A 14,111-nucleotide genomic window follows, 5' to 3' on the forward strand; every position below is an offset into this window, starting at 1 on the left:
CGCGTGCGTCGGCATCCCAGGAGGAAGAGCTCCGTGTCACAGAGCAGTCAGGCCCCGACCGTGCCGCCGGCAGCGGGAGACGGTCCCCCCGCCGAGAGCGCGGGGAGCCGCCGCGGCGCGGGGCGCGACCGCTATCTCGACCTGCTGCGCGGCCTTGCCGTCGTCCGGGTGGTCGTGCTGCACACCGCGGGCGCCCCCTGGATGACCCTGGCGTTCCCGTCGATGGGCATCATGTTCGTCCTGGGAGGCTCACTGATGGCCTCCTCGCTCGACCGTCGCGGCGGCGGGGTGCGGGTGATCCGCGGGCGGCTCCGCCGGCTGCTGCCTCCGCTGTGGCTGCTCGCGGCGATCGCGATACCCGTGATGTGGTGGGAGACACGTGCGGCGGGGACCCCCTTCCCGGTCACCTGGCAGTTGCTCTGCTGGGTCGTCCCGGTACTGGACCCGCCGGTCACCGACACCGAGGTGGCCGGTTCCTTCGGTGCGGTGCTCTGGTATCTGCGGGCCTACCTCTGGTTCGTCCTGCTCTCCCCCCTGCTGCTCTTCCTCTTCAGGGCCGGGCCCCGGGTGTTGCTGGGGGCGGCGGTGGCCGGGGTCGCCGCCCTGTCCTGGTACATGCCGGAGGGCGAGGCCGCCGAGAGCGGTCTCGCGGCCATGCTGAGCGGTTCCGAGGCCCCGCTGTCCGCCTTCGTCGTCTACCTGGCCTGCTGGCTCGCGGGTTTCGCCTACCACGACGGGCTGCTCGATCGGCTGAGCGGCCGGGCCGCGGCCGTACTGGCCCTGGCCCTTGCGGCAACGGGTCTGGGGTGGATCGGATATCTGCACGGCGAACTCGACTTCGCCGAGCTGAGCATCTACGACAGCCCGCTGCTGAACACCCTGCTCTCCCTCGCCTTCGCCGTGGTGCTGCTGAAGTTCCGCCCCGGGGCCGCGCTGCTGGATCGGGCGTCCTGGCTGCGCACGTTCTCCGACCGGCTGAGCGCCCGGGCCGTGACCGTCTATCTCTGGCACTATCCGGCGCTGCCCCTCGTCTGGGCGGTCCAGGGGCGCACCAACGACTTCGCGGGCTGGCCGGTACCCGGCACCCTGGTGCTGCTCGCCCTGGAGTTCGCCGCCGTGCTGGTCGCCGCCTGCGCCTTCGGCTGGGCGGAGGACCTGGCAGCGCGCAGAAAGCCCTCGCTGCTCGGCGGCGGCCGGCGTCGGACGCGGTGAGAGCGGGCCCCGTCCGGGTACGGGCGGGGCCCGCGAGCCGCCGGCCCTCACGGCCCTGACCGACGCGTGCGGCGTGAGCGGCGCGTCCCGCGTAAGCGGCGCACAGCCCCGCAGTTCTCCGCCGGGTTCCCCGGGCCCCGCTCCGCCGGGCTGTCCTGGCTCCGCAGGATGCCCGGCCGGCGGGGCCGCCGGGGGTTCACGCACAGGCACAGCCGGCGACAAGGGGCCGCCCGGGGGACCGTCCGGGGGGCCGCCCGGGGGACCGCCCGGGGGTGAACGGCTGTCCGGCCGTGCGAGGGGCAGGGCCGCTCGGTCCGTCCCCCTGGCGCCGGCGGCGAACCCCGTTCAGGGCACCGCGCACAGGGGGCGCGAGGAGCACAAGGAGAATGCCACCACCCCCCTCCCGGGGAGTGGTGGCATTCCGGCGTCTCTGACGGACGGTGCGCCCTACGGGTCAGTGCGCGTGGCCGTGACCGTGGCCCGCGTCCGCCGGCTCCTCCTCCTTCTTCTCCACCACGAGGGTTTCGGTGGTGAGCAGCAGGGAGGCGATCGAGGCGGCGTTCTCCAGGGCCGAGCGGGTGACCTTGACCGGGTCGATGACGCCGGCCTTCACCAGGTCGCCGTACTCGCCGGTGGCGGCGTTGAAGCCGTTGCCCTTGTCCAGCTCCGCGACCTTGGCGGTGATGACGTAGCCCTCGAGGCCGGCGTTCTCGGCGATCCAGCGCAGCGGCTCGACCGCGGCGCGGCGCACGACCGCGACACCGGTGGCCTCGTCGCCGTCCTTGCCGAGGTTGCCCTCCAGCACCTTGACGGCGTGCACCAGGGCGGAGCCACCACCGGAGACGATGCCCTCCTCGACCGCGGCGCGGGTCGCGGAGATGGCGTCCTCCAGACGGTGCTTCTTCTCCTTCAGCTCCACCTCGGTGGCGGCGCCGACCTTGATCACGCACACGCCGCCGGCCAGCTTCGCGAGGCGCTCCTGGAGCTTCTCGCGGTCCCAGTCGGAGTCCGTGGCCTCGATCTCGGCCTTGATCTGCGCGATACGGCCGGCCACGTCCTCGCTCTTGCCACCGCCGTCGACGAGCGTGGTGTCGTCCTTGGTGACGGTGACCCGGCGGGCGGTGCCGAGCACCTCAAGGCCGGCCTGGTCGAGCTTGAGGCCGACCTCCTCGGCGATGACGGTGGCACCGGTGAGGGTGGCCATGTCCTGCAGCATCGCCTTGCGGCGGTCACCGAAGCCGGGGGCCTTGACCGCGACCGCGTTGAAGGTGCCGCGGATCTTGTTGACGACGAGGGTGGACAGGGCCTCGCCCTCCACGTCCTCGGCGATGATCAGCAGCGGCTTGGAGGCACCGGCCTGGATGACCTTCTCCAGCAGCGGCAGCAGGTCCTGGATGGAGGAGATCTTGCCCTGGTTGATGAGGATGTACGGGTCGTCGAGGACGGCCTCCATACGCTCCTGGTCGGTCACCATGTACGGCGAGAGGTAGCCCTTGTCGAAGGCCATGCCCTCGGTGAAGTCCAGCTCAAGGCCGAAGGTGTTGGACTCCTCGACGGTGATGACACCGTCCTTGCCGACCTTGTCCATCGCCTCGGCGATGAGCTCGCCGACCTGCTGGTCCTGGGCGGACAGCGCGGCGACGGCGGCGATGTCGGACTTCTCCTCGATCGGACGCGCGGTGCCGATCAGCTCGTCGGAGACGGCCTTCACCGCGGCGTCGATGCCCTTCTTCAGGGCGGCCGGGGAGGCGCCGGCGGCGACGTTGCGCAGACCTTCGCGGACCAGGGCCTGGGCGAGCACGGTGGCGGTGGTGGTGCCGTCGCCCGCGATGTCGTTGGTCTTGGTCGCCACCTCCTTCACGAGCTGGGCGCCGAGGTTCTCGTACGGGTCCTCGATCTCGACCTCGCGGGCGATCGTGACACCGTCGTTGGTGATGGTGGGGGCACCGAACTTCTTGTCGATCACGACGTTGCGGCCCCGGGGGCCGATCGTCACCTTGACCGTGTCGGCGAGCTTGTTGACGCCGCGCTCAAGGGCGCGACGGGCGTCCTCGTCGAACTTCAGGATCTTCGCCATGGAGCTTCTCAAGTCCTCTCAAAGCGAACCGCGCCCCTCGCCGCCCGGCTTCATCATCAGCGGGGGCCAGGGGCGCGGCTCTGGGCAAATCTGCGGTGAACTACTTCTCGATGATCGCGAGCACGTCGCGGGCCGAGAGGACGAGGTACTCCTCGCCGCTGTACTTCACCTCGGTGCCGCCGTACTTGCTGTAGAGCACGACATCGCCGGTCTTCACGTCGAGCGGAAGGCGCTCGCCGTTCTCGAAGCGTCCCGGGCCGACGGCCAGGACGACGCCCTCCTGGGGCTTCTCCTTGGCGGTGTCCGGGATGACCAGGCCAGAGGCGGTGGTCTGCTCGGCGTCGAGCGGCTGGACCACAATGCGGTCCTCGAGCGGCTTGATGGCAACCTTGGTGCTGGTGGTCGTCACGATCCGACCTCCCCCTTCGGAGATCTCACGGGGTTCATCTGTCTGAGGTGGCGACCAGGTGGATCCGTCGTCGCGGGTGCCGGACCTGCCCGTCGCTGTGTTGGCACTCTCCGGTGGGGAGTGCCAGAGCCGAGACTATGACCGTGATTAGCACTCGGTCAAGCGGAGTGCCAATGCACTGCGTGTTCGGCCGGTTTCCGGCGGCCGGTACGGCCGCACCGCTCCCCGGGTGCGGAAGCCGCGGGCGGCGCCGGTGAGGCCATGACGGCCCGCGGGGAGCCCGCCGGGGGCGGGCCCCGTTCCGGCGGCCGCGCGGCGGCTCGGGCCGAGCGGCACATCCGGGCCCTCGCACCCGCCTCCGAGACCCGCACGACGGCCCGGCGGCACCCTCACGCACATGTCACAACTGTCAGATCCGTCACACCTGCCCCAGCTGGGAGGCAGCAGACGACACGCGGGGGACCCGCCGCGCGGCACCCGCCCGCACTCCGACCCGCCGCACCCGCCGTGCCGGTCACACCCGCCGCACCCGCCGTGCCGGTCACACCCGCCGCACCCGCCGTGCCGGTCACACCCGCCGCACCCGCCGTGCCGGTCACACCCGCCGCACCGCTCGCTCCTGGGCGCCGGCAGGCGGCACGCCCGTCGCACGACGGCCCGGCGGCAGGCCGGCGCGCGGCAGGCGGCAGGCGGCAGGCGGCAGGCGGCAGGCGGCAGGTCTCAGACGTAGTCCTCCAGCCGCGCCACCGCATAGCCCTTCGCCGTGACGACCTGCATCACCTGGCGGATCATGTCCGGCATGCTGCCCTTCCACTCCCCCTTGCCGCGGAAGTGCGTGAGGATGATGTCGCCGGGATGCAGGTCCCGGTCCCACTCGCGCCACTCCATGTGGTCGGGGAACGCCTCCGCCGCCCACAGCGGCACGGCCTGCACACCGCACGACGCGGCGGCCCGCAGGGTGTCCCGGTTGTAACTGCCGTACGGCGGCCGGAACAGGCGCGGCCGCTTGCCGAACCGCTGCTCCATCCTGGCCTGCTGCCCGCAGATCTCCGCCTGCTGCTTCGCGTACGGCAGCGCCGGCAGATAGGGGTGGGTGAGCGTGTGGTTGTGCAGGGAGACGCCGCGGTCCCGCATCTTCTCGAAGTAGCCGTAGTCGTCGCGGACGACGTAGTCGCTGAGGAAGGCGCTGTACGGGATCCGGAGTTCGCTCATCATCCGCAGCAGCTCCGGGTCCTTCTCCGCACCGTCGTCGATCGTCAGGAAGACGACCTTCTGCTTGGTCGGCACGGTGGTGAATACGGGAGGCAGACCCGTGTGCCGGTCGACCTCGAAGCCCTTGCGGGTGGTGAGCCGCGGCTTCTCGGCGGGCGGCGGGGGCGCGGGGAGCGGCGTCTGCGGGAGCCCCCAGCGCTTGGCCGCGGCCGCCCGGGCCGCCTGGGCCTTCTTCTGGCGCTTGGCGTGCGCCTCGGCCGCTGCGGCCGGCTCACCCGCCCGCTCCCGGCCCTCGCCGCCCTCGTCCTTGCGGGACCCGGCTTCGCCGCCCTCTCCGGCCGGCTCGCCCTTCCGGTCCTCCCGCTCCGGCGCACCGGAGGACCCCCGCGATCCCGGTGCCCCCTGCTCGCGGCCGTGCACGGGGGCGGCGGAGCCGGAGGCGCCCGCGTTGCCGGTGGCCCCGGCCGCGACGGGTGCCTGCCCGGACCCGGCGGCGCAGCCGGAGCCGACGGCCATGGCGAGCAGTGCGCACATCCAGGTACGCCTACGTCGAATTACCATCTTCTTTTCGTTTTGTCGTACTTGTCGCATGGCGTCGCATCCTGTCAGCGCCGTGCACCCATCGGGGTCCGGCCGCGCCGCCCGGCCACGCGCCGTCCCCCGACTGGCCGACAATGGCCGGGTGAACGACGCCGGCTCGCCCTCCCCCCTCGCCCCTCTGCTCACCGCCGAAGGGCAGGCCCTGCTCACCGCCCTGCGGGACTACGACCCGGAGCAGGAGCTGGCCGTCGCCACCAGGCTGCGCCGCGACCACCCGGCCGGGCTGGTCTCGGCGGCGCTGGCGCAGGCCCGGCTCAGGCAGCGGGCGGTGGCGAAGTTCGGCGCCGGGGACGCGTACCGGATGTACTTCACGCCCCACGGCGTGGAGCAGTCGACCCGGGCGTCCGTCGCCGCCCACCGAGCCGCCCGGTTCACGGCACTCGGGGTACGGAGCGTGGCCGACCTGTGCTGCGGGATCGGCGGTGACGCGATCGCGCTCGCCCGCGCCGGGATCTCCGTACTCGCGGTGGACCACGACCCGTTCGCCGCCGATGCCGCCCGGGCCAACGCGGAGGCACTGGGCCTGGCCCCGCTGATCGAGGTCCGCCGGGCCGACGTCACCGAGGTCGGGACGTCCTCCCACGACGCCGTCTTCGTCGATCCCGCCCGCCGCGCAGGCCGGACGGGGGGCGGCCGCGGACGCGGACCGAACGGCGGCAGTGGCCGGATCTTCGACCCGGAGGCGTACTCACCGCCGCTGTCCTGGGCCGTGGGCGCGGCGCGCACGGCGCGCTGCGCGGCACTCAAGGTCGCGCCAGGAATCCCGCACGAGGCGATCCCCGGGGACGCCGAGGCCGAGTGGATCTCCGACCGGGGGGACGTGAAGGAGGCCGTGCTCTGGTTCGGCACCGCGCCGGGAACCCGGCGCGCCACCCTGCTGCCGTCCGGAGCCCGGCTCGTCGGGCGCGGGCTGCCCGACCCGGGCGTGCGGAAGACCGGGCGCTACCTCTACGAGCCCGACGGAGCGGTCATCCGCGCCCATCTGGTCGCGGAGGTCGCCGAGGAGCTCGACGGCGGCCTGCTCGACGCGTCGATCGCCTACATCACGGCCGACGAGCTGCGCCCCACGCCGTGGGCGACCGCGTACGAGATCACCGACGAAATCCCGTTCAACCTCAAGAAGCTCAAGGCCCTGCTTCGCGCCAGGGGGGTCGGCACACTCACCGTCAAGAAGCGCGGATCGGCGGTCGAGCCCGAGGAGTTGCGCCGCAGGGTGAAGCCGAGCGGGCCGAACGCTGCCACCGTCTTCCTGACCCGGGTGGCCGGCGCGCCCACCGTGCTGGTAGGGGCGCCGGCCCCCGTCTGACGGACCGCGGGGCGCCCCAGGCTGCCGCGGGTCTGCGGGTGGCCGCGGGTCTGCGGGCTGCCGCGCCCGCCCGACGGGCGCGGCCACCGCCCGACGGGCCTGACGACGGCTCAGCCGCCGGTGAAGTCGGCTTCGGAGAAGTCGAGCGACTGGAAGCGCCAGCGGTGCACCGGGCGGACGAGCAGCCCGGCGTCCGGATCCGGGAGTTCGGGGAGTGCGGGGAGCTCGCTGTCCGGGCCGTCCGTCTCCCACCAGGTCAGCACCAGCACGCGCTCCCCCGGCGCCAGGAAGGTCTCCCGGCGCAGCGGAGCCGCGCCGAGCCTCTGGGCCCGGGCCCACTCCAGCAGTTCCCCGCCGCGTCCGGTGGCCGCCCTGGCCTCCCACATCAGCGTGACGACGGTCATGAGTAGAGGTTGTCCTTGCTGATCTCGTGGACATGGTCGTGGTCGTGCACACGGCCCGGGTGGGGCCCGCCCGGCACATGCGGGTCGGTCACCGGCAGCGAGGAGTCGGCGGACAGCTCCCAGTCCGATGCGGGCCGGTTCCTGGCGACCATCTCCGCGCCGAGCGCGGCGACCATGGCCCCGTTGTCCGTGCACAGCTTGGGCCGCGGTACCCGCAGCCGGATCCCGGCGCGCTCGCAGCGCTCCGCGGCCATCGCGCGCAGCCGGGAGTTGGCGGCGACCCCGCCGCCGATCATCAGATGGTCGACGCCCTCGTCCTGACAGGCCCGTACGGCCTTCCGGGTGAGCACGTCGGCCACGGCCTCCTGGAAGGACGCGGCGACGTCCCGCACGGGTACCTCCTCGCCCGCGTGGCGCCTGGCCTCGATCCACCGCGCCACGGCCGTCTTCAGCCCGGAGAAGGAGAAGTCGTACGCGGGGTCGCGGGGACCGGTCAGCCCCCGCGGGAACGCGATCGCCTCGGGGTCGCCCTCCCTCGCCAGCCGGTCGATGACCGGGCCGCCGGGGAAGCCGAGGTCCAGCACCCGGGCGATCTTGTCGAACGCCTCGCCCGCCGCGTCGTCGATCGTCGCCCCCATGGGCCGCACGTCGGCGGTGATGTCGGGGGCGAGCAGCAGCGACGAGTGGCCGCCGGAGACCAGCAGGGCCATCGTGGGCTCGGGCAGCGGGCCGTGCTCCAGCTGGTCGACGCAGATATGGGAGGCGAGGTGGTTCACGCCGTACAGCGGCTTGCCCAGCGCATAGGCGTACGCCTTGGCTGCCGAGACACCCACCAGCAGCGCACCGGCGAGGCCCGGGCCCGCGGTGACCGCGATGCCGTCCAGGTCCCTCGCGGTGACCCCGGCCTCCGTCAGGGCGCGCTCGATGGTCGGGACCATCGCCTCGAGATGGGCGCGGGAGGCGACCTCGGGCACGACGCCGCCGAAACGCGCGTGCTCGTCGACGCTGGAGGCGATGGCGTCGGCGAGGAGCGTCGTCCCGCGGACGATGCCCACGCCCGTCTCGTCGCAGGACGTCTCGATGCCGAGTACGAGGGGTTCGTCAGCCATGGTTCCGGGTTCCTTGTGCGTCGTGTACGTGCAGCCGCATGACGAGGGCGTCGATGTTGCCGGGCTGGTAGTAGCCGCGGCGGAAGCCGATGGGCTCGAAGCCGAAGCGCTCGTACAGCTTCTGGGCCCGGGTGTTGTCCACCCGCACCTCGAGCAGGACCTCGCCGCACTCCCACGCGGTCGCGTGCTGCAGCAGGTCCGTGAGGAGCCGGGCGCCGAGGCCCGTGCCCCACTGGTCGCGCGTGACGGCGATGGTCTGGACGTCACCGAGCCCGCCGGCCGCCGCGAGGCCCGCGTAGCCGGCGATCCGCCCGTCCGCCGGGTCCTGGGCGACCACGTAGCGGCGGGTCGCCCCGGGCCCGCGGGCGTGCGCCAGTTCGGACCAGAACATGCCCGGGGACCAGGCGTCCTCCGGGAACAGCTCGCGCTCGATGTCCAGCACCGGCGCGATGTCCCACCAGCGCATCTCGCGCAGGACGGGGGTGCTCACCGCGGCGTGACCACCTTGTAGTTCCTGGGCACCTGGGCGTCCGGGCGGCGCAGGTACAGCGGCCGCGGTGGCAGCAGCTCCTCGCCTGCGGCCAGCTTCCCCGCGGCCAGCGCGGCGAGGGCGGCCGCGGACTGGTGCTCCGGGCCCCGGGCGTCCGGGAAGACCTCGGGGTACAGCAGGGCACCCGCGCCGACCGCGGGGAGCCCGGCGACCTGCCCGGCGATGTCGGCCGGCCGGTCGACCGCGGGCTCGCCCGACCTGGTGCCCGAGCCGTCGTACCGCGCCCAGTAGACCTCCTTGCGCCGCGCGTCCGTGGCGACCGTGAACGGTTCCTGGAGCCCGGCCGCGTATGCCAGCCCGTCCAGCGTGCAGACGCCGTGGACCGGGACGCCGAGGACCGAGCCGAAGGTGGCGGCCGTGACCAGGCCCACCCGCAGCCCGGTGTACGGGCCGGGCCCCACGCCGACGACGACTCCGGTGACCGCGTCGAGTGCCAGCCCGGCGGTGGTGAGCACCCGGTCGACGGAGGGCAGCAGCAGCTCCCCGTGCCGGCGGGCGTCGACCCGGGTGGACTCGGCGACGACGGAGTCGCCGTCGTGGAGGGCGACGGTGACGGCGGGGGTGGCGGTATCAACGGCGAGCAAGAGCACGCAAACAGCCTACGGCCACCGCGGCGGGGGCACGGCGTCCCGTGCCCCCGCCACCCTGCTGCTACCGTCACTCAGGCAGGTGTGCGAGCGAGGGGAGCAGGCGTGGCAAGGAGCAGCTCGGGAACGGTGGCCGGGCTCACCGCCGCGGCGCTCGCCGTCGTGGCCTTCCTCGCCTACCAGGCCTCGGCCACCGTGCCGGAGAGCCCGGAGAAGCCCGCGGCCGCCGCCCCCAGCGCCCTCCCCTCCGCGGCCGCGGCCGAGGCCCCTCGGCAGGACCCGCTGGCCGTGCCCACGGGGTCCGGCACGGGCGAGCGCGTCGTCTACTCGCTGGCGGAGCGCAGGGTCTGGCTGGTCGGCGCGGATCAGCTCACCCAGACGTTCCCCGTGATGCCCAGCACCGTCAGCCCGCAGCCCGGCACATACGAGGTGACCTCGCGCAGCGGCAGGATCCAGGGCTCGGACGGCGTGGAGATCGAGCACGTCGTGCGGTTCGCGACGGTCGACGACGTGTCGATCGGCTTCGGTGCCGCCGTGGACGGGTCGATGTCGAGCCCGGCTCCGGACGGCAGGACCGGCGGCGTGCGGATGAAGCGGGCCGACGGCGACGCGATGTGGACGTTCGCGACGATCGGCTCGAAGGTCGTCGTCGTCCCGTAGCCGGGTGCAGGCGCGTTCCCGACGCGGGGACGCCGGGCCCGCATCCCTCGCCTCGTATGTGTACGCCGGGGCCGCACCCCGCCTCGGGCACGGGCCCGTGGGCCGCTCCTCGTACGCGGGCCGTACGCGGACCGTACGCGGACCGTATGCGGACGCACCTTCCCCGCGCGGCGGCCGGAGAAGGGTTCCGCAGCGATCGCGGGCGCACGGCGGACACCGGGCGAAACCCGGGAGGCAAGCCCGCACCGGCCGACACGGGGCACGGCGCCGGAGAGGCAGACCCCCGGCGGGGGGCCTGCACGGAGTTCCGTCCGCATTCCGTCCGCGTTCCGTCCGCACGGAAGGCCCCGGGGAAGGCGGCTGCCGCGGAGAGGCAGGGCAGGCCGGGAGGCCGGGGCGAGCCCACTTCACTCGAAGGGGCTATGCCGCGTCGCGGTGAGGTTCCCGCTCCCCGGGGACGGGCTCCCCGGACCCGGCGGCTTCGCCGCGGTCGCGCGGCGGGGTGGAGACCGCTCTGGCCGCCGCGCACGACGCCAGCAGATCGCGCATGGAGAAAGCCGCCGGCGACGGCCGGGGCGATGCGTGCGGCGGTGACTGCGCCGCGTGCTCGGGCGCCGGCATGGATGCCTCCTGATGGTCCGGGGGCAGGCGCGGTGAGGCAGACCTCACCGCGTACGTCCCTCCATGTGACCATGCCCCGAGCAGCGGAGGCAACACTTTGCCGACACCTTGTCGGAACGTTCCCCCGGGCGGATCAGCCGGCGCGCGGTCCGGACGCCGGGTCCCCTCCGGGGCCGGCGGGAGGCCCTCAGACGGAGAGGCCGGCCAGCCCGGCGTCCGCCCATCGCGGACCGACGCCGGTGAGCGTGACCCGGCGGCGGTCGTCGTCCGTGTTGCCCACGACCCGGTGGACGACGACGTGCAGGCGGTCCTCCGAAAGGTCCTCGACCTTGCCGTCCCCCCACTCCACGACGACCACGGACTCCGGCAGCGACACGTCGAGATCGAGGTCCTCCATCTCGTCCAGCCCGCCACCCAGCCGGTACGCGTCCACGTGCACCAGCGCCGGCCCGCCCACCAGGGAGGGGTGCACCCGGGCGATCACGAAGGTCGGCGAGGTGACGGCGCCGCGGACGCCGAGGCCCTCACCGAGCCCGCGCGCCAGGGTCGTCTTGCCTGCGCCGAGTTCCCCGGTCAGCAGGACGAGGTCACCGGGCCGCAGCAGCTTCGCGAGCCGGCGGCCCAGCTCCTGCGTCTGCTCCGGCGAGGTGAGGGTGAGACGGGCGGCGGGCTGGTGAGCGGTCTCAGCCGCCGGGCTGTGCGGTGCTTCCATACGTGCCCACGTTAGCCGCTGACGGGACCGCACCGACCCGCACCAGCAGATCCGCCAGCCGGTCGGTGACCACCTCGGGGTGCTCCAGCATCACCAGGTGCCCCGCGTCCGGCACGATCACCAGCTCGGCGTCCGGCAGCAGGTCCGCGATCGCCTCGCTGTGCGAGCTGGGGGTGACCAGGTCGCGGTCCCCGGCCAGCACCAGCACCGGGACCTCCTGGTACACGTCCAGGGCCGCCGCCTTGTCGTGCTCGGCGAACGCCGGATAGAACTCGGCGACCACGTCGATCGGCGTGCCCTCGATCATCCGCTCGGCGAACCTGGCCACCGCCGGGTCCACGTCCCTCGAACTGAACGAGTAGCGCTTGATCAGCCCGGCGAAGAGGTCGGCCGTCGCCCTCCGGCCGCGTTCCACGAGCTCCGCCTGGGAGCCCAGCGCCTTCAGGACTCCCGGCAGCACCCGGCGTACGACGTTCACGCCCGCCACCGGCAGTCCGTAGTTCACCTCGCCGAGCCGGCCGGCCGAGGTACCGACGAACGCGGCCCCCACGACCCGCTCCCGGATGAGCTCCGGATGCGCGGCGGCGAGCGCCATCAGGGTCATCCCGCCCATCGAATGGCCCACCAGCACCAGCGGCCCCTCCGGGGCCGCCTCGTCGATGACCGCCTTCAGATCGCGGCCCAGCCGGTCGATGGACACCGGCACCCCGTCGGGCCCGGTCTGGGAGCTGCCCCGGCCCGAGCGGCCGTGGCTGCGCTGGTCCCAGTGGACGGTACGGACCAGCCCGCGCAGCGCGGCCCGCTGGAAGTGCCAGGAGTCCTGGCTGAGGCAGTAGCCGTGGCTGAACACGACGGTCACCGGCGCGGGGGCCTTGCGGCCGAACAGCCTGCGCCGGCGCGGCGCCGCGCCGCCCGCCTCCGGGTCCACCTCGTCGGTCTCGAAGTAAAGGGCCGTGCCGTCGTCGGCGACGGCCCGGCCCGGAGTGCCGCGAAGCGCCCCGTACGGCCCGGAGGCGTCCAGGGCGAGCCGGGCCTTCCGGCGCATGCCTCGGCCGACGGTCATCCGCTCTATCGCGACACCCGCCGCCGCCCCGGCGGCGATCACCCCTATGGCGGCGCCGGCGACACCCGCCCGGCGCCAGTTGGCCGTGGCGGCGTCGGTCGCCGCCGCTGCCACGTCCCCCGCGCTGTTCTCGCTCACCGTGCCGCTCCTACTGGTGGTCGTCTGCTGGTCGCCCGGTCAGCCGCCGGGTGCGGTGACCGCGCCCGTGCCCACGCGCACCCCCTCGTCCGTGCCCGCGCCGAGGCCCATGCCCGCGCCGATGCCCGCGCCCATGGCGTCGTTTCCGCCGACGCCGTCGTGCCCGTGCCCGTGCCCGCCGTCGTGTCCGTATCCGTGTCCGCCGTCGTGCCCGTGCCCGTGCTCGTGCTCGTGCTCGTGGAGGTGCACGCGGGGGACACGCGCCCCGATCCGGGTCACGATCTCGTAGGCGATCGTGTCCGCCGCGTCCGCCCAGTCCTGTGCGGTCGGCTCACCCCGGTCGCCCGAGCCGAACAGCACCGCCTCCGCGCCCTCCTCGACCGGTTCGCCCCCGGGGCCGAGATCGACGACGAACTGGTCCATCGCCACCCGGCCGGCCACCCGCCGCCACTCGCCGCCGACCAGCACCGGACCGCGGCCGGAGGCATGCCTCGGGATCCCGTCGGCGTACCCCATCGGGACCAGCCCGAGGACGGTCTCGCCACCGGTGACGTAGTGGTGGCCGTAACTGACGCCGTGTCCGGCGGGAACCCGCTTCACCAGGGCGACCGACGCCCTGAGCGTCATCACCGGGCGCAGCCCGAAGTCGGCGGGCGCGCCCAGTTCCGGGCTGGGCGAGATGCCGTACACCGCGACACCGGTGCGGACCAGGTCGAAATGGCTCTCGGGAAGGGTCAGCGCCGCCGGGGAGTTGGCGATGTGCCGCACCTCCGGGGCGGCGCCCTCCCTCTCCGCGTACGCCACCAGCTCCCGGAAGAGAGAGAGCTGCGCGGCGACGGACGGGTGACCGGGGTCGTCGGCACAGGCGAGGTGCGACCAGAGACCGGTGATCCTGACGGTGCCCGCCTCCTCGGCGGCACGGGCGGCCGCGACCAGTTCGGCCCAGTCGGCGGGCTGGCAGCCGTTGCGGCCCAGCCCGGTGTCCGCCTTGAGCTGGACCCTGGCGGTCCGCCCCGCCTCCGCGGCGGCCCGCGTCACCTCGCGCAGCGCCCACATGCCGCTGACCGACACGTCCAGATCCGCCTCGACCGCCTCGCGCCAGGGGCCTCCGGGCGTCCACAGCCAGCACAACACCCGGCCGCCGATCCCGGCGGCCCGCAGGGCGAGCGCCTCCTCCGGCGTCGCGGTCCCCAGCCACTGGGCTCCCGCGGCCAGGGCGGCCTTCGCACAGGGCACCATCCCGTGCCCGTACGCGTCCGACTTGACCACGGCCATGAGGGCGGCGCGCGGCGCCCGCGCGCGCAGTGCGCGGACGTTGGCGCGCAGCGCGGCGAGGTCGATCTCGGCACGGGCCCGGAAGGATGCGTCGTGAATCATCGCGCTCAGTGTCTCAGAGGCCCACCGCCCGCCCCGTACGGCGAAGGCCACAAGTGGCGCTGGTCACCCGCCTG

The 14,111-nt window shown here is 73.9% G+C and carries 14 protein-coding genes; 3 read left to right on the plus strand and 11 right to left on the minus strand.

What is annotated here, in order from left to right; genetic code table 11:
• The first annotated feature begins 33 nt into the window (after nucleotides 1-33).
• The gene (locus SCWH03_RS11160; RefSeq protein ID WP_254076688.1) at nucleotides 34-1,212 is read left to right on the plus strand and encodes an acyltransferase family protein; all 1,179 of its coding nucleotides are present in this window, start codon (nucleotides 34-36) and stop codon (nucleotides 1,210-1,212) included.
• 454 nt (nucleotides 1,213-1,666) lie between these two features.
• On the opposite strand, the gene groL is transcribed toward SCWH03_RS11160, so the two are convergent.
• The 3 genes from groL to SCWH03_RS11180 form a co-directional block, all read right to left on the minus strand.
• Entirely contained in the window at nucleotides 1,667-3,289 is a 1,623-nt protein-coding gene (gene groL, locus SCWH03_RS11165) for a chaperonin GroEL (protein WP_173264014.1), read from the minus strand.
• Nucleotides 3,290-3,389: 100 nt separating this feature from the next.
• Nucleotides 3,390-3,698, minus strand: coding sequence for a co-chaperone GroES (gene groES, locus SCWH03_RS11170; protein ID WP_173264015.1), 309 nt, complete (start codon nucleotides 3,696-3,698; stop codon nucleotides 3,390-3,392).
• A gap of 720 nt (nucleotides 3,699-4,418) precedes the next feature.
• Entirely contained in the window at nucleotides 4,419-5,471 is a 1,053-nt protein-coding gene (locus SCWH03_RS11180) for a polysaccharide deacetylase family protein (protein ID WP_443098658.1), read from the minus strand.
• A 28-nt stretch (nucleotides 5,472-5,499) separates the two neighbouring features.
• Between SCWH03_RS11180 and SCWH03_RS11185 the strand changes: the two genes are divergently transcribed.
• Nucleotides 5,500-6,816, plus strand: coding sequence for a THUMP-like domain-containing protein (locus SCWH03_RS11185; protein ID WP_254076689.1), 1,317 nt, complete (start codon nucleotides 5,500-5,502; stop codon nucleotides 6,814-6,816).
• Nucleotides 6,817-6,926: 110 nt separating this feature from the next.
• Here SCWH03_RS11185 and SCWH03_RS11190 read toward each other — a convergent pair whose 3' ends face one another.
• From SCWH03_RS11190 to tsaB, 4 genes are read right to left on the minus strand one after another with little or no spacing between them, the layout of a single operon-like run.
• On the minus strand, nucleotides 6,927-7,220 hold the full coding sequence (locus SCWH03_RS11190) for a hypothetical protein (RefSeq protein WP_173264018.1): 294 nt from the start codon (nucleotides 7,218-7,220) through the stop codon (nucleotides 6,927-6,929).
• A complete protein-coding gene (tsaD, locus tag SCWH03_RS11195; protein ID WP_173264019.1) occupies nucleotides 7,217-8,329 on the minus strand; it encodes a tRNA (adenosine(37)-N6)-threonylcarbamoyltransferase complex transferase subunit TsaD in 1,113 nt (370 codons plus the stop codon). The genes SCWH03_RS11190 and tsaD overlap by 4 nt, the downstream gene beginning before the upstream one ends.
• The gene (rimI, locus tag SCWH03_RS11200; RefSeq protein ID WP_173264189.1) at nucleotides 8,322-8,795 is read right to left on the minus strand and encodes a ribosomal protein S18-alanine N-acetyltransferase; all 474 of its coding nucleotides are present in this window, start codon (nucleotides 8,793-8,795) and stop codon (nucleotides 8,322-8,324) included. The genes tsaD and rimI overlap by 8 nt, the downstream gene beginning before the upstream one ends.
• Before the next feature lie 20 nt (nucleotides 8,796-8,815).
• Complete coding sequence (tsaB, locus tag SCWH03_RS11205) at nucleotides 8,816-9,469, minus strand: tRNA (adenosine(37)-N6)-threonylcarbamoyltransferase complex dimerization subunit type 1 TsaB (RefSeq protein ID WP_173264020.1); 654 nt, start codon at nucleotides 9,467-9,469, stop codon at nucleotides 8,816-8,818.
• Between the two features lie 102 nt (nucleotides 9,470-9,571).
• Here tsaB and SCWH03_RS11210 point away from each other — a divergent pair, with 102 nt between their 5' ends.
• The gene (locus SCWH03_RS11210) at nucleotides 9,572-10,126 is read left to right on the plus strand and encodes a L,D-transpeptidase (RefSeq protein ID WP_371872652.1); all 555 of its coding nucleotides are present in this window, start codon (nucleotides 9,572-9,574) and stop codon (nucleotides 10,124-10,126) included.
• A gap of 420 nt (nucleotides 10,127-10,546) precedes the next feature.
• Here the strand turns inward: SCWH03_RS11210 and SCWH03_RS28960 are convergent, their stop codons facing one another.
• The 4 genes from SCWH03_RS28960 to alr all read right to left on the minus strand — a co-directional run bounded on the left by SCWH03_RS28960 (nucleotide 10,547) and on the right by alr (nucleotide 14,037).
• Entirely contained in the window at nucleotides 10,547-10,747 is a 201-nt protein-coding gene (locus SCWH03_RS28960; protein ID WP_254076690.1) for a hypothetical protein, read from the minus strand.
• 187 nt (nucleotides 10,748-10,934) lie between these two features.
• Entirely contained in the window at nucleotides 10,935-11,459 is a 525-nt protein-coding gene (gene tsaE / locus SCWH03_RS11215) for a tRNA (adenosine(37)-N6)-threonylcarbamoyltransferase complex ATPase subunit type 1 TsaE (RefSeq protein WP_173264021.1), read from the minus strand.
• Entirely contained in the window at nucleotides 11,431-12,660 is a 1,230-nt protein-coding gene (locus tag SCWH03_RS11220) for an alpha/beta fold hydrolase (RefSeq protein WP_173264022.1), read from the minus strand. The genes tsaE and SCWH03_RS11220 overlap by 29 nt, the downstream gene beginning before the upstream one ends.
• Nucleotides 12,661-12,699: 39 nt before the next feature.
• Nucleotides 12,700-14,037 carry an alanine racemase gene (alr, locus tag SCWH03_RS11225; protein WP_173264023.1) on the minus strand — a complete coding sequence of 446 codons (1,338 nt, stop codon included), beginning with the start codon at nucleotides 14,035-14,037 and terminating at the stop codon, nucleotides 12,700-12,702.
• Nucleotides 14,038-14,111: the final 74 nt, after the last annotated feature.

It is taken from the genome of Streptomyces pacificus (assembly GCF_011766325.1).
Classification (GTDB): domain Bacteria; phylum Actinomycetota; class Actinomycetes; order Streptomycetales; family Streptomycetaceae; genus Streptomyces; species Streptomyces pacificus.